Here is a 19,787-nt window from a genome sequence, read left to right as displayed (position 1 = left end):
GGAAGAACAGACATAGCGAAGGAACTGCCAATGACCGGATACCTTACCACCCATGTTCTGGATACCGCCCGCGGCTGCCCGGCCGAGGGGCTTTCGATCACGCTTTATCGTGTCGAAGGTGGCACCCGGACCGAGCTGGCGCAGATGCAGACCAACACGGATGGACGCACCGACAGCCCGATCCTGCCACAGGGGGAGTTTGCGACCGGCACTTACGAGTTGGAGTTCGACGCAGGCGGCTATTTGCGCGCCACCGGTCAGACCGCAGAGGAGCCACTGTTCCTCGATATCGTGCCGATCCGGTTTGGCATCAGCGATCCAGAGGCCCATTACCACGTGCCGCTGCTGCTATCGCCCTATGGTTATTCCACTTACCGCGGCAGCTGAACGCCGCATCGGTCAGGCGCCGGGATCCTCGGCGCCTGTTTCGGTCTGGCGCATCGCCCGCGCCATCCGCTCGGTCATGAAATCCATGAACAGCCGGGTTTTCGGATCCTGATGGCGCCGGTGGGTGTAGAGACAGGCCATCTGCACCGGCACCGGCGGCGTCGCGGTTGCAACCGGCACCAGCAGCCCGGCCTCCAGATGCGGCGCCACCTCGAACACGGGTTTGAGGGCGATCCCCTCACCAGCCAGAGCCCAGTCGGTCAACACATCGCCATCATCGCATTCATAGCGGCCGGAGACGGCAAAACGCTGCGGCCCCTCCGGAGTTTGCAGCATCCACTGAAACTCACTGGCGCCGGGATAGCGCAGGTTGAGACAATTGTGCCCCTCTCGGATCAGTGCCGCCCCGTCCTTTGGCATGCCACAGCGAGCAATATACTCCGGCGCCGCAACTAGAACCCGGCGGCAATCGGCGATCTTGCGGATCCGCAGGGTGCTGTCTTCGGGTTGCCCCAGAAAAAACGCCAAATCCAGCCCTTCGGTGGTCAGATCCACCGCCCGGTCCGATAGTCGCAGGCGCAGGTTGATTTCAGGATAGCTCGCCAGGAATTCCGGCACCGCAGGCGCAACCAGTCGCCGCCCCACTCCCAGAGGCGCCGCTACGAACAGCGTGCCGCGCGGCGCATCGGTCAGATGCATCACCTTCGCCTCGGCCTGGTCCACCGCGTCCAGAACCGTGACCGCGCCGCTATAGAACACCTGCCCCTGCTCGGTCGCGGTCAGGTTGCGGGTGGTGCGCTGGAACAGACGAACGCCCAGATAATCCTCAAGCTGGGAAATCCGTGCCGAAGTAACAGCCGGAGAGATCCGCAGATCCCGCCCCGCCGCCGACATGGAGCCAAGTTCATAGACACGCACAAAGGTGCGGATATTGTCGAGGTAAGACATGGACGGGGCCGATATTATTCCAGAATTTTTGATACAGCTTGGATTTTATCTGCAATACCGAAGAATGTCCCCCTTGCCTAGGGTAAGGGCCAGAGACCGGACTGAGACCAGAGAGCAAAGACAATAGGGGCGTTTGCGCATGTATGAACTCGTGATGATGTGGGATTGGCTGGGCTTTGCCATCCGCTGGCTGCATGTGATCACCGCGATCGCCTGGATCGGCTCGTCCTTCTATTTCATCGCGCTGGACCTGGGCCTGCGCAAGGCCGCGGATCTGCCCCCCGGCGCCCATGGCGAGGAATGGCAGGTGCACGGCGGCGGTTTCTACCATATACGCAAATACCTGGTGGCCCCGGTCGAGATGCCGGAGCATCTGATCTGGTTCAAATGGGAAAGCTATTCCACCTGGCTCTCCGGCTTTGCGCTGCTGATGGTGGTCTACTGGGCCGGGGGTGAGCTTTATCTCATCGACCAGTCCAAGGCGGATATGTCCCTGTGGCAGGGCATCGCGATCTCTGCCGCCACCTTGTCGATTGGCTGGCTCGTTTACGACCGCCTGTGCAAATCCGGTCTGGCCGAGCGCCCTACCCTGCTGATGGTACTGCTGTTCGTACTGCTGGTGGCCATGGGTTGGGGCCTCAATCAGGTCTTCACCGGCCGCGCCATGATGCTGCATCTGGGGGCATTTACCGCCACCATCATGACCGCGAATGTCTTTTTCATCATCATGCCGAACCAGCGCATCGTGGTGAAGGACCTGCAGGAAGGGCGCACCCCCGATGCCAAATACGGCAAGATCGCCAAGCTGCGCTCGACCCATAACAACTACCTGACCCTGCCAGTCATCTTCCTGATGCTGTCGAACCACTATCCGCTGGCCTTTGCCAGTGAATACAACTGGCTGATCGCGGCGCTGGTATTCTTGATGGGGGTGACGATCCGGCATTATTTCAACACCCGCCACGCCAATGCTGGCAACCCGACCTGGACCTGGCTGGCCACGTTCCTGCTGTTCCTCGGGGTGATCATTCTGTCCACTGCCGGGCTGGAGCACGAAGGCGATACTGAGGAAGAGGCGGCACTCCAAGGCACCGCCCTGGTGATGGCAGAGACAGCGGGGTTCGAAGAGGTGCATGAGATCGTCATGGGCCGCTGTAGCATGTGCCACGCGCGCGAACCCTTCTGGGACGGCATCCGCACAGCGCCCAAGGGCGTGGTTCTGGAAACCGAGCGCGACGTGGCCCGCCGCGCCCGCGAAATCTACCTGCAGGCAGGCGTCACCCATGCCATGCCCCCGGCCAATATCACCTATATGGAACCCGAAGACCGTGCCGCGATCCGCCGCTGGTTCCGCGCCGCGCAGATGTGATCCGCGCCTTCTGATGGCGGGCGGCATGTCTATGTGCGCACCAATCCGCCACCTGCCCGATCCGCTCCTGCGATGATACCTATCCCGGCTTTACCTCGGCTGTTGCTGTGCTAGGTTTTCCGCCGACAGGGGGGCACGCCCGCCCCCTGCCGCTGCCCGGAGCCTTGATGTACTCAAAACCGAAATCACGCTTTGCCTTGCGGCGTTTGGCGTCGGGCCTGCTGGTCTGCGGCTGCCTGATGTCCGCTCCTGCTGAGGCCGCCGAAACCCTGCTGGTTGCTCCCGGTGCGCCGGATGATCTGACCGCGCGTCTGCAAGGCGCCTCTGCGGTTCTGGCCACAAGAGATCAGAGCGACGTTCAGGATCTTCTGGCGGCAGCGCTGTCGGATTACCGCACCATGGTGCAGGTTCTGTATGATGCGGGCTATTTCGCGCCGGTGGTGAATATTCGCCTTGATGGGCGCGAGGCAGCGGCGATTGATCCCGTAACACCGCCCAGCCGCATCGACCGGATCGAGATTTCGGTCAAACCGGGGCGCAGATTCACCTTTGGCGCGGCCGAGGTTCGTCCCTGGCCCAAGACCAGCGATGTGGAGCTGCCGAACGAGTTCACCAGCGGCGCCCCCGCCAGCACCGGTGCCATCCGCGATGCAGCCAATGCCGGGATCCGCGCCTGGCGGCGGCAGGGACACGCCAAGGTCGCCCTTGGCGGGCAGGACATTACCGCAGATCATCGCAGCGCCACGCTGAACGCGCGGCTGCGGCTGCAGCCCGGTCCGCAGCTGCGGTTCGGCAAGACCACGATTCTCAGCCCCAGCGCCGTCCGCGAAGACGCCATCCGCAAGATCGCAGGTTTCCCTCAGGGCGAGGTCTATCATCCCGATCTGATGTCGAAATCCGCCACCCGGCTGCGCCGCACCGGGGCCTTTTCCTCGGTCTCGCTGCAAGAGGCCGAGCGCGCCAACACCGATGGTACGCTTGATCTGAACGTCACGTTGGAAGACATGCCGCCCCGCAGGCTGACCTTCGGCGCTGAACTGAGCACCACCGAGGGAGTAACACTCACCACCAGCTGGATGCACCGCAACCTGTTCGGCGCTGCCGAAAAACTGCGCTTCGAGGCCCGCGTCAGCGGCATCGGCGGCAGCAGCGATATCGACGGGCGCATCGCGCTCCGTCTGGACCAGCCCGCCACGCTCGGCCCGGATGACAATATCTTCTACCTCATCGAAGCAGAGCGCCTGGATCAGGAGCATTTCACCGCCACCCATGGCATGGGCGGCATCGGTGTGCGGCGGGTGTTTTCCGACACGCTCTTCGCCGAAGCAACCGTCGGGTTCGATTCCATCCTCGCGACGGACGCCTTTGGCAAACGACGCTTCAAATATGCTTTCGCCAGCCTACGCACCGAATACGACGGACGCGACAGCACGGTGGATCCCACCCGTGGCCGCTTCTTGAGTGGCCGCTTCACCCCCTTCTTTGGCGTCGATGGCAGCGATCCCGGCGCCCAGCTCACGCTGGATGCCCGGACCTATCACGGGTTTGGCGCCGATGACCGGATCGTGCTGGCCGGGCGAGCGCAACTCGGCTCGGTCATTGGTCCTTCGCACAGTGGGGTTTCTCCGACGCTGCTGTTCTTCTCCGGCGGTGGCGGGTCGGTGCGCGGGCATGAATATCAATCCCTTGGCGTGCCCGTCGCAGGAAAGACCGCAGGCGGCCGGGGCTATCTGGCCCTGTCCGCGGAACTGCGCGGCCGCATCACAGAGAAAATCTCGCTCGTCGGCTTTTACGACCATGCCTACGTCGATGCGGATAGCTTCGTGTCGTCGGACTCGGCCAGCCACTCGGGCGCCGGGCTGGGCCTGCGCTACAACGTGTCGGGCATCGGCTCGATCCGGGTTGACCTCGCCTATCCCGTGACCGGCGGCAGCGACGACGGGCCACAACTCTACATCGGCATAGGACAGGCGTTTTGACCAGTACCCGCACCCTCACGCGCGGCAGCTGCTTGGCTGCGGCCCTGTCGCTCACCGCTGCTGTCGGCCCCTCCGGCGCTCAGGAAACAGAAAGCGACAGCGGCGGTATGCTGGTGGGGTTCCTCGAAGACACCCTGTCTGCCGACAGTCGCTATATCACCGTGACCGGCCTCACTGGTGCCCTGTCCTCACAAGCCACGATCGAACGGCTGACCGTCGCGGATGATGATGGCATCTGGCTCACCATCGAAGAGGCAAAGCTGGACTGGAACCGGCTGGCCCTTCTGCAGGGGCGGTTTTCGGTCAACAGCCTCAGCGCCGAGAGCATCACCGTGGTTCGCAGCCCGACACCGGTGCCCGCAGACCCTGAGCTGCCCACCCCGGAAGCCACCCCACTCCGCCTGCCCGAATTGCCCGTCGCGATTGAACTGGGCGAGATCCGCGCAGGCCGCGTGGATCTTGGCGAAGACCTGCTGGGCCAATCCGCCAGCCTCTCCGTCACGGGGGCACTGAGCCTGGCCGATGGCGCGCTGCAGACCCGGCTCGAAACGGCGCGGCTGGACAAGCCCGGCGACCGGCTGTCGCTGGTGGCGGGCTATTCCGATCAGACCCGCCAAATTGATCTGGACCTGTCCCTGACCGAGGCCGCAGGCGGTTTGCTCTCCACCGTCCTGGCACTTCCCGGTCGCCCGACCCTTGGCCTCACCGCAAAGGGCAGTGGCCCGGTCACTGATTTCGAAGCGGATATCGCGCTCAGCAGCAACGGACAGGAACGTCTTTCGGGTCAGGTCGTTCTGGCTGCGCTGCAGGATGCCGAGAGCGAACCGGACGCAGGCCCCAGCGGGATCGCCTTCTCGGCTGATCTGGGCGGCGATATCGATCCGCTTCTCTTGCCCGACTACCGCCCCTTCTTTGGTCCGGGCCTGCGGTTGGTGACACGTGGTCAGACCGGGGCCGAAGGCGGTGTCGCGCTTGATACGCTCGCGCTCAGCACCCGTGCCCTGCGCGTGACCGGCGCGCTTGCCACCGGCGCCACCGGCAACCTTGATACCGCCAACCTGAAGGTCCAAATCCGGCCCCCGTCAGGAGAAGCCGCCGTCGTCCTGCCCGTCCCCGGCGCGGCAACGACCCTTGCCGGGGCAGATCTCACCGCGCGCAAGACCACCGATGGCGCCTGGAGCGTCGCCGGAACGGTGAGCCAACTCAGCCATCCGCAGATGCGCCTTGGGGAACTCCGACTTGACGGCTCCGGCACCCTCAAGAGCGCAGCAGATGACACCGGCCCGGCAGGTCTTGTCGGAGATCTACGTCTGGCCCTGCGCGATTTCGCGCCGCGCGATCCGGCGCTGGCACAGGCAACCGGTAGCGAACTGGAGCTTGTCACCACTCTCACCACAGACGGGCCGGATGCGCTGTCGCTGACCGGCCTGACGCTGAGCGGCTCCGACTACCGCGCCGCAGGCGACGCCAAGTTTTCCGGCCTCGATAGCGGTCTCCGGGTGTCGGCGGACCTCAGTGCAGGTGCTGGCGACCTGTCACGGTTCTCTGCTCTGGCGGGCCGCCCGCTGGGCGGCGCGGTGCAGGCATTGTTCACCGGGCAGTTCACGCCTCTTTCCGGCGCCTTTGACGTGGATCTGAACCTGCAGGCGCAGGACCTGAGCGCGGATATCGCCCAGCTGGATGCGCTGATGACCGGTCCTACCACGCTGAAACTTGTAGCCGCGCGCGGCGCAGACGGATTGCGGATTGACGATTTCAACCTAGATAGCCGCGCCCTGTCTGCCACTGCCAGCGGCAGTCTGGACAGCGCCGCCGGACGGCTCTCCCTCACCGCCCGCCTGCTGGAGCTGGAACAGCTGGTGCCAGAGGTGCCCGGAACGCTGGAACTTGCGGCGTACCTGACCCGCGATGGCGACATCCTGTCGGGCCTGGCACGGCTCAAGGGACCGCATTCCTCGCGTGCGGATCTGGAAGGGTCCGTGCAGCTGGATGGCAGCGCCGATCTGACATTTGATGCGGCGCTCAACGAATTACAGCGGTTCGTGCCGGAATTGCCGGGCGTCCTGGCCGCCAAGGGCGAGGCGCAGCGCAAAGACGGGGTCTGGAGCATCAATGCCAGTGCCACAGCCCCTGCAGAGGCCCGCGCCGATCTCTCCGGCACCTTTAGCGAGGCCAGCGGCGCGGCCGATATCGCCGCCACCGGTCAGCTGCGTCTGGAAGGGGCGAACCCCTTCATCAAGCCCAACCTTGCCAAGGGCGCGGCCCGCTTCGATCTGGCCATGAAAGGCCCGCCCGCACTGGAAAGCATTACGGGCACGATCACCACGTCTGGGGCAACGCTGGCCCTGCCAACGGCGGGTCAGCGCGTCGATGATATCAACGCCACCGTGACCCTGCAGCAGGCGCGCGCCTTGCTACAACTTTCAGCCAGCCCCGGCGACAGCGGCAGCCTGCGCGTCTCCGGGCCGGTGGCTCTGGCGGCGCCGTTCAATGCAGACCTCAGCATTGAGATCCTCGATCTGCTGATGAGCGATCATCTGAGCTATGACAGCCAGTTGAACGGGCGGCTGGCCCTCACCGGGGCGCTCACCGGCAACAGCCGCCTGTCCGGGCGCATCGACGTGGGTGAAACCAATATCAACCTCAACGCCACTGGCGGTTCGGTCACTGCGGCGCCAATCCCGCCGATCTCTCATATCGGGGCCTCTGGCGCCGTGAATGCCACCCGCGCCCGCGCCGGGCTGATCACGCAGGCGAAAAACACGGGTGGCAGCGCGGGCCGTTCGAACATCGCGCTGGACGTGGTGATCGACGCCCCGGGCAAGATCTTTGCCCGTGGGCGCGGCCTGCGCGCCGAACTGGGCGGACGCATTCACCTGCGGGGCAGCACAGCGCGGATCTCACCCGCCGGGCAAATCGGCCTGATCCGCGGCACCTTCGACATTCTGGGGCGGCGTCTGAATCTGGACGAAGGGCAGATCACCCTGCTGGGCAACCTGGTTCCTTATCTTGAATTCCGCTCCTCGGCGCAGACGGAACAGGGCAGCGCCACGCTGGAGATTTCGGGCCTGATCGATGCACCGGAAATCAAGGTCACCTCCGAGCCGCCCCGCCCCAGCGAAGAAGCCCTGGCGTTGCTGCTCTTTGGGGATAACATCAAGGATCTGTCGCCGCTGGCACTGGCCCGGCTGGCGGCATCGGCCCTGCAGCTGAGCGGTCGGGGCGGGCAAACTCAGGACACTCTGCGCCAAAGCACCGGCGCGGATGATGCCGAAGTCGGCCTAGACAGCCTTGGCGCCGGGCGACTGGGTCTGGGCGGTTATATCTCCGAGAACGTCTATACCGATGTGGATGTGAACACCCGCGGCGATAGCGAGCTGAGCATCAATCTTGACCTGTCCAAAAGCCTGACGGTGAGCGGCAAGGTCGACAGTGAAGGCGAATCCGGTCTGGGCCTGTTTTTCAAACGTGATTACTGACAGGCAGGCACCGCGCCCGGCAACACTCTCCGCTCCGCGTTGGTAGCCGACCGATTACGCTTGAACGGGTGCGGCACCCCGGCGCTGCGCTGCTTCGATGGCATAGCGGGCGGTGCCGCTGACGCCAGCAGCATCATCGGTGATCAGCCACAGGGGCGTGGTTGCGCATTGCGCGGCAAGTTTGCCCCCCGGTTCGGCAAAGGCCGCCAGAAAATCACCGCGCGCACCGGTGCCAAGCACCCCGCGGGCGACGCTACCGGCAAAGAAGATCCCCTGTCCCGGCATATAGGCAGGCACCAGTTCGCGGGCCAACAGCCCAAGCAGCCGCGCCCAGGCAGGCACGCTGCGCTGCGCGACGTGTTCTTCGCCATCCTGAAAGGCGGCAACGATCTCTGCCCCGCCTTCGGAGGGATCGCCGCCAAGGGCGCGGTGCAGCCGCACGAGTCCGCGACCGGAAAACAGCTCTTCCACGCTGGGGAATTCCTCCGGACTACGCCCCAGAAGACGTGCCAACTCCTGCGCCAGCGGATCCGGCAGGCTGGCGTGACCCAGTTCCGCCTCGATCGTGTTCCCACCGGCCGAAAGCGAGACATTGAAGCCGGTGCCGACACCGGCCACCAGTGCCTGCTCTCCCTGCTGGCGCCCAGCGCGCAGCGAGGACAGCTGTCCGGGGATCAGCACCGGCAGCGCATAACCAAGGGCGGCTAGGTCATTCACCACATCGACCCCGCCACCGGGCTCCAGCGGCAATCTCTCAGCCAGCCCAGCCGCCGTGCCATGCCAGTCTCGGTTGGTCAGCCGGTAGGTTCCACCATAAACCGGCCCGGCCACGGCCAGGCAGCAGCCCTGCAAGGGCGGCAGATCCGGCTGCGCGCAATAGGCGGCCAGAACCTCATCCAGGCTGGAATAGCTGTCGTTCGGGAAATGTTTGAGCCCTGTCACGCCGATTTCCGGCCCCGCAAGAGCCAGCCGCGTATTACTGCCCCCAACATCCCCCACCAATACGGTCAGATCCGATGCCATTCCTGTCAGCCTCCTCGGGCGCCCCGGTTGTCGGGTGCTGTTATTTTAAGCTGCCGCATCGAATAGCAAAATGCAAATGTTGGCGCAACCATTGCCCGTGCCAGGATCGGCAAACACATCTTGCCGCAGATACGGCCCTCGCCTTAGGTTGGCCGCACCTAAGCTGAAGGAAACAGATGCAAATGAAGGACAGTGCCGAACCAAGCTCCGTCTCTGTACGGCTGCGCAAACGGCTCGGCCGAACCTATCAGCGGATGCGGTTCCTGTCCTCGCTGCGTCACTTGCACGGGCCGCGCGGCGTCTTTGCAGCCCCGGATGAGGTCACCCTGATCGCCCTTGTGCGTGACGGGAGTTATTACCTCGACGCGTTTTTCGACCACTACAGCAGCCTTGGCATCCGCCATTTCGTGTTCTTCGACAACGGCTCGGAGGATGACACGATTGCGCGGATCCGCGAAAGACCGGGCACCGCCATCCTGCAATCGCGCCTGCCCTGGGGCCAGTTCGAGAACATGTTCCGCAGCTATGCCGCGCAGCGCTATGCGAAAAACCGCTGGTGCCTGATCGTGGATATGGACGAGATTTTTGAGTTCGAAGGGCGCACTGAGATCGGGCTTCAGGGGCTGGCGCGCTACATGTCCGCGCGCGGATATACCGCCATGATGGCGCAGATGCTGGAAATGTTCCCCAAAGCGCCTTTGGCCGAGGTCGCGGACATGACCTACCCCGAGGTGCTGCGCCAGTTCAGCTGGTGCGACCTCAGCGCGATTACCGCCCATGACTATGACGCACCGGACACCGGGCTTTCCTATTTTCTGAACCAAAACCGGATCGCCATGGGTGGTTTGCAGCCACTGCAAGTGCTGTTTGGCGGCGTGCGCGCCAAGGTGTTTTCAGAGCATTGCTGCCTGACGAAACACCCGTTGGTCTTTGTCGGTCCCGGGGTTGAGGCAGGCGTGCATCCCCATGCCGCCACCGGGGTGACACTGGCGCCGATAACAGGGCTGCTTAAGCACTATAAATTCGCCAATGACAGCTTGGCGCGCGACCGCAAATCCGTTGCCGAGGCGGCCATCGCGCATGGTGAGGACCAATTGCGCCTGTCGGTTCTGTCCAGCAACCCCGATCTGTCGCTGTGGTCCGAGGCGGCACTGCAGGCGCCGGATATCGCCACCCTGCAGGACAAGGGGTTTTTGATCGCGTCAGAGGACTACAGTCAACACATCCGGGCCTCGGCTGAGGGCGACTAGCTGCGCCTGAGCCGCAGGGCGCGCTTAATTTGACGTGGCAGAATGGCAAAACACTTAAGATAACGGGGAACCATCCGGCCCGGGCTGCTGAGCGCCCGCCAAAGCCATTCAAGTGCCAGTTTGCGCATCCACAGTGGCGCGCGTTGCTGGTGCCCACCGAGAAAATCCAAACCCGCACCGACCGAAGCAAACCCGACGCCCGGGGCTAGTTCGCGCCCGCGCGCCGCCAGCAGCTCCTGCTTTGGCGCACCAAGCGCGAGGAAACACAGGCGAATTCCCTTTTGATCCAAGTTATGCAGGATCTCTTCCGCCTCGGGGCCTGCGGGGTCGAACACGCCAGAGGGCGCATGGCACCATGCCAGATCAAGTCCCGGCACCTTGGCCGTCAGCGCGGCGGAGGCATCCGAAAGCGCCTCGGCAGTGCTGCCGACCAGCGCCACCGGCACCCCAGCCTTTGCGGCCAGCCTGCACAGGGGTAGCACCATGTCCGATCCCGGCATCAGCTCAACCGGTCTGCCCGCCAGCTGTGACAGCCAGACCACCGGGCTCCCATCGGCAACAACCAGATCCTGCGCCGCATAGGCGGCAAGGAAATCGGCACTTGTTTCCAGTTTGACGAGATGATCCAGATTGACCGTAGCAAGAGCAAAGCCTTCACCGCTTGCAAACCGCGACAGGACCTCACTCTCCAACCGGGGCCGGTCCGCGATGTTGACCTCAATCCGTGTGCCTTGAAACTCGAAATACACCAGTTCGCCTCATCCCTGTCTGCAAACCCTGCCTATAAATCCAGTCTGCAAAGGACTGATTACCCGTCTGCCCGCGTCTGGACCAGTCCGGCAGGGGTGCGCATAGGTAAACGTGGCATTGTTGCCATCCGTTTACCCGATTTCGCATTTCAGCGGGACACGAGGTGCAAGTTTACGTAAACTTTGACAGGTAAGGTCTATAAAACAGGCCATTACTGATCGTTTGTGATCGTCACCATCGAGAGTCCCGAACGCCGATGCCCAACGCCCTGGCCAATATGATGCTGCTAATCTGGCCGCTGGTCAGCCTGCTGCTGTTCCTGCGGCTGCCGCTGGAACGGGCAATCCTGTGGTGTTTCATCGGTGGCTATCTTGTGCTGCCGCCCCTGGCCGAGTTCGACCTGCCGCTGGTGCCGGACATGGACAAGTTCACGATCCCTTCGGTCGTCGCTTTTGGCCTCTGCGTCTGGCTGTTGCGCAAGCCAGTGCCGCTGTGGCCGCGCCATCCGCTGGCCCGTGCGCTGACAATCCTGTTTGTCCTATGCGTCATCCCTACGGTCATGACGAATAAAGATCCCGTTCTGTTTCAGGTGCTTGAAGGGGCCGGCCCGATCGTCTTTCTGACCGATATGCTACCTGGGCTGCGCTGGCGTGATCTGGGATCAGTGATCATCAATCAGATCATAGTGCTGATGCCGTTTTTGCTGGCCCGACGCTATCTGTCCTGCGAAGCGGGACAGAAGGAACTGTTGCTGGCCCTCTGCCTGGCCGGTCTGGCCTATAGTATTCCGTCGCTGTTCGAGATCCGCTTGAGTCCCCAGCTCAACATCTGGATCTATGGATTTTTTCAGCACGATTTCGGCCAGATGATGCGGCAGGGCGGATTTCGTCCCATCGTGTTCCTGCCGCATGCGCTGTGGCTGGCCTTCTTCATCTTTACCTCCATTGTTGCAGCTGTCGCACTTGCCCGGGCCGCACAGGAGCGGGAACGGACCAAATTCGCCCTCGCCGCTGTCTATCTCTTTGGGGTGCTCTACCTGTGCAAGAGCCTGGCTTCGCTTGCCTACGGGCTTTCCATCGTGCCGGTTGTGGCCCTGGCCCCGGCCCGCTGGCAAATGCGTCTGGCGATGGTAATTGCGGTGATCGCGGTGACCTATCCGATGCTGCGCAACCAGGGTCTTATTCCAACCGACGCCATTCTGGCACAGGCAGAGGCAATCAGCAGCGAGCGGGCACAGTCCCTGGGTTACCGGTTCCACAACGAGGCGATGATGCTGGAGCGGGCCGCCGAAAAGCCCTGGTTCGGCTGGGGGGGCTGGGGGCGCAATCTGGTGCGCGACATGGAAACCGGCCGGATCATATCTGTGCCCGACGGGCGCTGGATCATCACTTTCGGCGCATTTGGTTGGCTCGGTTACATTGCCGAAATGGGCATGCTGACCTTGCCGATTTTTCTCCTCGCTTGGGAAATGCGCCGCCACCGGGGCCACGCGTTCTCCCCCTATGCAACACCGATCGCCCTGATCCTAGCAGCCACATTGGCCGATATGCTGTTGAATGACACACTCATCCCGATCACCTGGCTTTGTGCAGGCTCTGTGCTGGGATATGCCGAACGCCTGCGCAATCCGGACGTATTTCGCAGTAAGCGCAGCCTGTTTGACCGACAGCAAGCCATTGGAACGTCGGAACAGGCTCCGGGGCCACGCAGTGTCTTGTGACTAACGCTTTGCAAGCTTTTGCCCTTGCTGCCTCATTTTTATCGCGTTTCCGGCATAATTGGTCACCGTCCGTCCATAGCTTGGCCGCATATGGCGATCACTCTGGCCTTGGGCAATCAGGATTTCGGAAGTCTTATTTCCGAGGTTTTGACTGAATTCAGCCCAGCCGCATCTCGGTTTATTATTCCTAGGACCCCGCTTTCCCGGGGGCTTTTCCTATTTCGGAACAGAGGTTAACCGGGCGCGACAAGGGGTTGAAGGGATTGACAAAAGACGACCGGCCCGTTCCACTTTCACGGCGCTGCGGGTTTCGGTTCAGGGTTGATGCGTAAGACGCGTAAAAGGTGAAGACTAAGTTGGGAAACAAAGACGAGAGCCAAACACGCGCCGACGCCTACTCCGGTGACATCGCCATCGTCGGACTGTCCGTCTGCCTGCCTGGCGCCGAGTCCGCTGCCGCGTTCTGGCGTAATCTGCGTGACGGCATTGAATCCATCGAGGTGCTGGACGAGGCGAGCCTGCTGGAAGCCGGTGAACGCACCTCTGTCCTCAGCGATCCCAACTATGTGCCTGCCGCCGCGCGTCTTGAGGGCTATGACGAATTCGACGCCGATTTCTTTGGCTTCAGCCCCAAGGAAGCCGCCATTCTGGATCCCCAGCACCGAAAGTTCCTTGAGGTCGCCTGGGGTGCCATGGAGGATGCCGGCCACCCGCCCGAAAGCCTGGATGAACCCATCGGGGTCTATGCGGGCTGCGGCATGGGTAGCTATTTCTATTTCAACATCTGCTCGAACCCGGCCCTGGTGGACGAGGTCGGCATGTTCCTGCTGCGCCACACCGGCAACGACAAGGACTTCCTGTCGACCCGCGTCAGCCATGTGTTTGATCTGAAAGGGCCATCGGTCAACATTCAGACCGCCTGCTCGACTTCTCTGGTGGCGGTGCATTACGCCTGCAAGGCGCTGCGCGAAGGGGAATGCGGCATGGCGCTGGCAGGCGGCGTCACCATCGAGCTGCCGCAGGGGCGTGGATACCTATACAAGGAAAACGAGATCCTGTCGCCCGACGGCCATTGTCATGCTTTTGACCACCGGGCGCAGGGCACCGTCTTCGGCTCTGGCGCTGGGGCGGTGGCGCTCAGACGGCTGGAGGATGCCATCGCCGAGGGCGACCATATCTGGGCCGTGATCAAGGGCTCCGCGATAAACAACGACGGCGCCGACAAGGCTGGCTATCTGGCGCCTTCGGTCGGAGGACAGGCCACTGCCGTACGCAAAGCGCTGGCGGCAGCGGATGTGACGGCTGAGACCATCGACTATGTGGAATGCCATGGCACCGGAACCTACCTAGGTGATCCAATCGAGGTCACCGCCCTCACAGAAGCCTACCGCGACAGCACCGAGGAAAGCGGCTTTTGCCGCATCGGCTCGGTCAAGACCAACATCGGCCATCTCGATACGGCCGCAGGGGTCGCGGGGCTGGCCAAGACCGCGCTGGCGCTGAAACATCAGCAGATCCCGGCCTCGCTTGGCTACGAGGCACCAAACCCGGCCATTGATTTCGAAGGCTCACCGTTCAAGGTCAACGCCGCTCTCAGCGACTGGCAGTCCCATTCCGGGCCGCGACGTGCTGCGGTGAACGCGCTGGGGGTTGGCGGCACCAACGCCCATGTCATTTTGGAGGAAGCGCCAAACCGCGGCGCCTCCGACGAAAGCGATTTCCCCTTCCATGTGCTCTGCATCTCGGGCCGGTCCAAGGCGGCGCTTGATGACAACAGCGCCGCGCTGGCCGCGTGGCTGCGCCAGAACCCCGAGGTGGATCTGGCCGATGTGGCCTATACTCTTAAGGAAGGGCGGCGCGGTTTTGCCAAGCGTCGGGTGCTGGTGGCCGAAACCGCAAGCGAGGCCGCCGATCTGCTAGAGGCTGGTGATCCACGCAAGGTCTTCACACACGACCATCTGGGCGATGCGCCCGAGGTCGTCTTCATGTTCCCGGGCGGCGGTGCACAATACGCGGGCATGGCGCGCGACCTTTACGAGACCGAACCGGTCTTTGCCGATTGGATGGACCGGGGGATTGATCACCTCCAAGCCAGCCTCGACTATGACATCCGCGCCCTGTGGCTCCCCGAAGAGGGGCAGGAGGAGGCCGCGAATGCAGCCCTGCAAAAGCCCTCGGTGCAGCTGCCGCTGATCATGATCGTGGAATACGCGCTGGCGCAGCTCTGGATCAGCTGGGGCGTGCGCCCCGCTGCGCTGGTCGGCCATTCCATGGGCGAAAACACCGCCGCCTGTCTGGCCGGGGTGATCTCATTCGAGGATTGCATCGATCTGGTGCTCTTGCGCGGGCGGCTCTTCGACACCGTGCCTGCGGGGGGCATGCTGTCCGTCTCCTTGCCGCTGGCCGAGGTGGAGGCACTGATCGGTGACGATCTCGATATCGCCAGCGTCAACGCGCCGCGCCTGACCGCAGTTTCCGGCCCGCAAGCGGCGCTGGACCGGCTGGCCAAGGACCTGAGCGCACGCGACATCGACCATCAGCGGATCCAGATCAATATTGCGGCTCATTCGCGGATGCTGGACGGGATCCTTGAGCAATACGGCGCCTTCCTGCGCGGTCTGACCCTGTCGGCGCCGCAGATCCCGGTGATGTCCAACCGCAGCGGCGACCAGCTGACGCCAGAGCAGGCCACCGACCCCGACTATTGGGTCAGCCAGCTGCGCGGCACCGTGCAATTTGGCGCCTGCATCGACAGCTTGGCCGAGGTGCCGGGCCGCATCTATCTGGAGGTCGGCCCGGGCAAGGCGCTCAGCGCGCTGGCGCAAATGGCCCCGGCGGTCGCCCCCGGACAGGCGCTCAGCTCACTGCGCCATCCCGAACAGGATGTGATGGATGATGCCTATTTCTTTGGCGTCATAGGTCGGCTCTGGGCCTGCGGCTATGACGCCGACTGGGATCAGATCTGGGGCGAGGCAAAGCGCCATCGCCTGCCGCTGCCCACTTATGCCTTTCAGCGCAGCCGCTATTTCATCGAACCGGGCACCGCCACGCAGGTCGAAGAGGCTCCCCTGCCCGCCCGCCACGATGACATCGACAACTGGGGCTACCGTGCGGCCTGGCGCCCGCGCCTTGCCGATTGCGCGCTGGATGTGGACACCGAACTGGATCAGGACCCGCAATGCTGGCTGATCTTCGAAGATGACATCGGCCTTGCCTCTCAGGTGGCGGACAGGCTGGTGGCGGCAGGGCACGCCGTGGTGCGGCTGCGCACCGGGGATACCTATGCGCAGCTATCTCCGACCTCTTACATCTTGGCGCCCGAACAGGGCCGCGCGGGCTATGCCGCACTGCTGGCGGATCTGGCCCGGACCGAGATGCTGCCAACCCGGATTGCGCATTTCTGGCTAGCGACCGAAGGCGAGACCTTCCGCCCCGGCAGTTCGTTCTTTGACCGCAATCTGGAAACCGGGTTTTATGCCCTGACCGCGCTGGCGCAGGAGCTTGGCAGCGCCGATCTACCCCAGCCGCCGCACATCACCGTCTTCACCACCGGCGCCGCGCAGTTGCGGGACGAAGCCCTGCCGGATCCGGAAAAGGCGATGATCGCGGGTCCTGCCCGGGTGATACCGCGCGAATTGCCTGGATTCTCCTGCGCCACGGTGGACATCGAACTTCCCCGCGCAGAAACAGGTCTGCTGGCCCGGATCAAGGGCGCGGCGGCGCCAGATATCTCCTCTCGCCTGCTTGAGGAACTTCTGGCCGAGCCGACCAGCACAGCCGCCGCCTGGCGCGGTGAAAAACGTTATGAGCTGGACTGGCGCCCGGTCGAACTGCCGCCTGCCGAGCTGCCCACCTTCAAAAAAGGCGGAACCTATCTGATCACCGGTGGCTATGGTGGCATTGGCCTCTCAATCGCCCGGCATCTGCTGGAGGAATACGCCGCAAATGTGATCCTGATCTCGCGCGAGGGCCTGCCCGAACGCGGCGGATGGGCGCAATATCTGCGTAGTCACAGCCCCGCCAACCGCACCGCCACGCGCATCCGCGCGGTCGAGGCCCTGGAGGAGATCGGCAAGGGCGCGGTGCTGCCGCTGGCCGCCAATGTCTGCAACTCCGGCCAGATGCGCGCCGCGCTAAAGACCGCCGAGGACCGCTTTGGCCCCCTCACCGGGGTGATCCATGGCGCGGGCAATATAGATGACGGGCCATTGCTGGCGAAATCAGACGAACAGATCGCCAAGGTCCTGGCGGCCAAGGTCAGCGGGTTGCGAGTACTGGACAGCCTGTTCCCCGACGGCAGCCTTGATCTGATGGTGCTGTTCTCCTCATCCTCGACGGTGACGGGACCGGCGGGACAGGTGGATTACATCGCCGCCAACGAATACCTCAATGCCTGGGCGGCGCATCGCCGGGGCGGCAAGACCCGTGTCGTGGCGGTGGATTGGGGCGTCTGGGCCGATACCGGCATGGCTTCCGAAGCGATGGCCGCGCGGCAAGGCAGTGACGGCCCCTCGGACCCTGTGCCCTGCGCACAGGCCCTGCTGGACAGCGAAGGATTTGATGGCAGCGGGAACCGGATCTACCGCACCCGACTGGATGCAGCCCAACACTGGCTGCTGAATGAACACCGCACCGCCGATGGCACCGCAGTGATGCCCGGCACCGGTTACATCGAACTGGCTGCAGAGGCGATGACGGCCCTTGGCATGGCCAAAGATGGCGCGCACCCAGCCTTTGAACTGCACGACCTTTACTTCCTGCGCCCGCTTGTGGTCGCCGATGACAGTCCGGCAGATCTGCTGATCCGGCTGCTGGCCGAGGAAGACGGCTACGCGCTGTCCTTCTACACCGCCAGCGGCGAAGGCTATGCCCTGCATGCCGAGGCCAAGGTGACATTTGCAGAAACACAGACCACGGCGGCGCCGGTTGACCTCAGCGCTCTTGCCGCCCGCTGCCCGTCGCAGACCGAAACCGATGGCGCGCGGCTGAAATCCCCGCAGGAGGCCAACCTACTTTTTGGCCCGCGCTGGCATGTGCTGCAGCGCATGGCCTTTGGCAGCGGCGAAGGGATCGCGACACTACAACTGGCCGATGCGGCCAAATCCGACGGAACGCTTCTGCACCCGGGGCTGCTGGATCTGGCAACCGGCTGGGCCATCGCGCTGGCGCCGGGCTATAGCCCTGACCACCTTTGGGTGCCCCTGTCGTACCGGGCAATCCGCATCCATGCGCCACTGACCGAGACAATCCACAGCCACATGCGCCTGTCCGCGCAAGCCGCCGACGCGGCTGGCGAAGGGACCGCCGTATTCGACGTGACGCTATGCGATGATACAGGGCGGGTTCTGGTCGAGATCGAAGGCTTCCGCATGCAGCGGATGACGCAGGCTCTGGCTCCCGCTGCAACTGCGGCGGCTGATGTCAGCGCCGCCGGTATTGCCATGGGCAAAGGTGGCAGCGCTCAGCCCCTGTCGCCCGAGGAACGCCGCCTTCACCACAATATCGCAAACGGCATCCGCGCCGAAGACGGGGGCGAGGCCCTGACGCGCGCCCTTGCCGCGGCAACCTCCGGCGGCCTGTCGCAGGTCGTGGTCTCAGCCCTTGATCTGCCTGCCCTGATCGAACAGGCCAAGATGACCAGTTCCGAGGCCCCATCGGACAGCCAAAGTTTTGAGCGCCCGCAGCTCGACACTGATTACGTAGCGCCGGAAAACGCGGTTGAGGAGGTCCTGGCGGGATATTTCCAGACCCTTCTGGGTGTGGGCGAGGTCGGCACCCGCGACAGCTTCTTCGATCTGGGTGGGCATTCCCTGATCGCGGTGCGGCTGTTTGCCCAGATCAAGCGGGATTTTGGCGTCGAGTTCCCCCTGTCAGTCCTCTTCGAAGCCCCAAGCGTTGCTGATCTGGCGACCAGGATTATCGCCCGAACAGGCGGCGGCGTGACCACCGAAGGCAGCGCGCAGTCCCCGAACACTACCGATGACGCAGGGCCAGAACCCTTTACCCATCTGGTCAAGCTTCACGCCGGTGATGGCACCGGGCGGCGTCCGTTCTTCCTGGTGGCCGGCATGTTTGGCAACGTGCTGAACCTGCGGCATCTGGCCCAGATGCTGGGCAGCGACCGCCCGGTCTACGGCCTTCAGGCGCGCGGGTTGATCGGGGACGTTGCGCCCCACGACAACATTGCCGAGGCCGCCGCCGATTACCTGCACGAGGTGCGGCAGATCCAGCCGCAGGGCCCCTATCTTCTGGGCGGTTTCTCGGGCGGTGGCATCACGGCCTATGAAATGGCGCAGCAGCTGAAGGCTGCCGGAGAGGAAACCGCAGCGCTGGTCCTGCTCGACACACCGCTGCCACTGCGCCCACCGCTGAGCCGACAGGACAAGGCGCTGATCAAACTGCAGGAGTTGCGCCGCAAGGGACCGTCCTATCTGGCGGAATGGGCGCGCAACCGCGTTGCCTGGGAGATCGCAAAACGCCAACGCCGCCAGGGCAGCAACGATGCAGGAGCCGCGCCTGCCTTTAACAACCGGCAGATCGAAATGGGCTTCCGCGCCGCTGTTGCCAGCTATGAATTGCAGCCCTGGGACGGCGCCATGTCGCTGTTCCGTCCGCCACTGGACCAGCACTGGCAGGTCTCGGGGGGCAATTGGGTCAGCGCCGAGCGGGAGTATGTCTTTGCCGACAACGACTGGACCCGCTGGGCGCCGGAGATCGAGGTGATCGAAGTGCCCGGTGACCACGACAGCATGGTGCTGGTACCCAACGTCAGCGTTCTGGCGGCTGAGGTCAAAGCGCGGCTGGACCGGGCCGAGGCTGGCTATACTGCGCCAGTACCGGTGCATGCCGGGCAAGTGCGTAATCAGGCGGCGGAGTAGATGT

10 protein-coding genes are annotated in these 19,787 nt (G+C 63.7%); 7 read left to right on the top strand and 3 right to left on the bottom strand.

The window, feature by feature from the left end:
• Positions 1-30: 30 nt before the first annotated feature.
• The gene (gene uraH / locus SM765_RS01675) at positions 31-387 is read left to right on the top strand and encodes a hydroxyisourate hydrolase (protein WP_274836855.1); all 357 of its coding nucleotides are present in this window, start codon (positions 31-33) and stop codon (positions 385-387) included.
• Between the two features lie 12 nt (positions 388-399).
• Here the strand turns inward: uraH and SM765_RS01670 are convergent, their stop codons facing one another.
• Positions 400-1,335, bottom strand: a complete 936-nt coding sequence (locus SM765_RS01670) for a LysR family transcriptional regulator (protein WP_274836854.1) — start codon at positions 1,333-1,335, stop codon at positions 400-402.
• A gap of 139 nt (positions 1,336-1,474) precedes the next feature.
• Between SM765_RS01670 and SM765_RS01665 the strand changes: the two genes are divergently transcribed.
• From SM765_RS01665 to SM765_RS01655, 3 genes are all read left to right on the top strand, one after another.
• Positions 1,475-2,704, top strand: a complete 1,230-nt coding sequence (locus SM765_RS01665; RefSeq protein ID WP_274836853.1) for a urate hydroxylase PuuD — start codon at positions 1,475-1,477, stop codon at positions 2,702-2,704.
• A 167-nt stretch (positions 2,705-2,871) separates the two neighbouring features.
• Complete coding sequence (locus SM765_RS01660) at positions 2,872-4,683, top strand: autotransporter assembly complex protein TamA (RefSeq protein WP_274836852.1); 1,812 nt, start codon at positions 2,872-2,874, stop codon at positions 4,681-4,683.
• Entirely contained in the window at positions 4,680-8,162 is a 3,483-nt protein-coding gene (locus tag SM765_RS01655) for a translocation/assembly module TamB domain-containing protein (RefSeq protein ID WP_274836851.1), read from the top strand. Before SM765_RS01660 ends, SM765_RS01655 begins: the two co-directional genes overlap by 4 nt.
• 54 nt (positions 8,163-8,216) lie before the next feature.
• Here the strand turns inward: SM765_RS01655 and SM765_RS01650 are convergent, their stop codons facing one another.
• Positions 8,217-9,185 carry a glucokinase gene (locus tag SM765_RS01650; protein ID WP_274836850.1) on the bottom strand — a complete coding sequence of 323 codons (969 nt, stop codon included), beginning with the start codon at positions 9,183-9,185 and terminating at the stop codon, positions 8,217-8,219.
• Positions 9,186-9,367: 182 nt separating this feature from the next.
• On the opposite strand from SM765_RS01650, the gene SM765_RS01645 reads away from it, so the two are divergent.
• Positions 9,368-10,435, top strand: coding sequence for a glycosyltransferase family 2 protein (locus SM765_RS01645; RefSeq protein WP_274836849.1), 1,068 nt, complete (start codon positions 9,368-9,370; stop codon positions 10,433-10,435).
• Here SM765_RS01645 and SM765_RS01640 read toward each other — a convergent pair.
• The gene (locus tag SM765_RS01640; RefSeq protein WP_274833793.1) at positions 10,432-11,184 is read right to left on the bottom strand and encodes a WecB/TagA/CpsF family glycosyltransferase; all 753 of its coding nucleotides are present in this window, start codon (positions 11,182-11,184) and stop codon (positions 10,432-10,434) included. The genes SM765_RS01645 and SM765_RS01640 overlap by 4 nt on opposite strands.
• Before the next feature lie 257 nt (positions 11,185-11,441).
• On the opposite strand from SM765_RS01640, the gene SM765_RS01635 reads away from it, so the two are divergent.
• Both SM765_RS01635 and SM765_RS01630 read left to right on the top strand, forming a co-directional pair.
• The gene (locus SM765_RS01635; protein ID WP_274833792.1) at positions 11,442-12,905 is read left to right on the top strand and encodes a hypothetical protein; all 1,464 of its coding nucleotides are present in this window, start codon (positions 11,442-11,444) and stop codon (positions 12,903-12,905) included.
• A gap of 356 nt (positions 12,906-13,261) precedes the next feature.
• A complete protein-coding gene (locus SM765_RS01630; RefSeq protein ID WP_274836847.1) occupies positions 13,262-19,783 on the top strand; it encodes a type I polyketide synthase in 6,522 nt (2,173 codons plus the stop codon).
• The last annotated feature ends 4 nt before the right edge of the window (positions 19,784-19,787 follow it).

Origin of the sequence: Pseudophaeobacter sp. 1A09344, assembly GCF_041008745.1 — a bacterium.
Lineage (GTDB): Bacteria > Pseudomonadota > Alphaproteobacteria > Rhodobacterales > Rhodobacteraceae > Phycobacter > Phycobacter gallaeciensis_A.
The sequence above is the reverse complement of the archived record's forward strand: the minus strand, read 5'-3'. Positions and strand labels throughout refer to the sequence as shown.

Bases quoted from the DNA above. Each gene is read 5' to 3' on its own strand.
- SM765_RS01665 (WP_274836853.1), top strand. From the start codon at position 1,475: ATGTATGAACTCGTGATGATGTGGGATTGGCTGGGCTTTGCCATCCGC.
- SM765_RS01645 (WP_274836849.1), top strand. From the start codon at position 9,368: ATGAAGGACAGTGCCGAACCAAGCTCCGTCTCTGTACGGCTGCGCAAA.
- SM765_RS01650 (WP_274836850.1), bottom strand. From the start codon at position 9,185: ATGGCATCGGATCTGACCGTATTGGTGGGGGATGTTGGGGGCAGTAAT.
- uraH (WP_274836855.1), top strand. From the start codon at position 31: ATGACCGGATACCTTACCACCCATGTTCTGGATACCGCCCGCGGCTGC.
- SM765_RS01670 (WP_274836854.1), bottom strand. From the start codon at position 1,335: ATGTCTTACCTCGACAATATCCGCACCTTTGTGCGTGTCTATGAACTT.
- SM765_RS01660 (WP_274836852.1), top strand. From the start codon at position 2,872: ATGTACTCAAAACCGAAATCACGCTTTGCCTTGCGGCGTTTGGCGTCG.
- SM765_RS01635 (WP_274833792.1), top strand. From the start codon at position 11,442: ATGCCCAACGCCCTGGCCAATATGATGCTGCTAATCTGGCCGCTGGTC.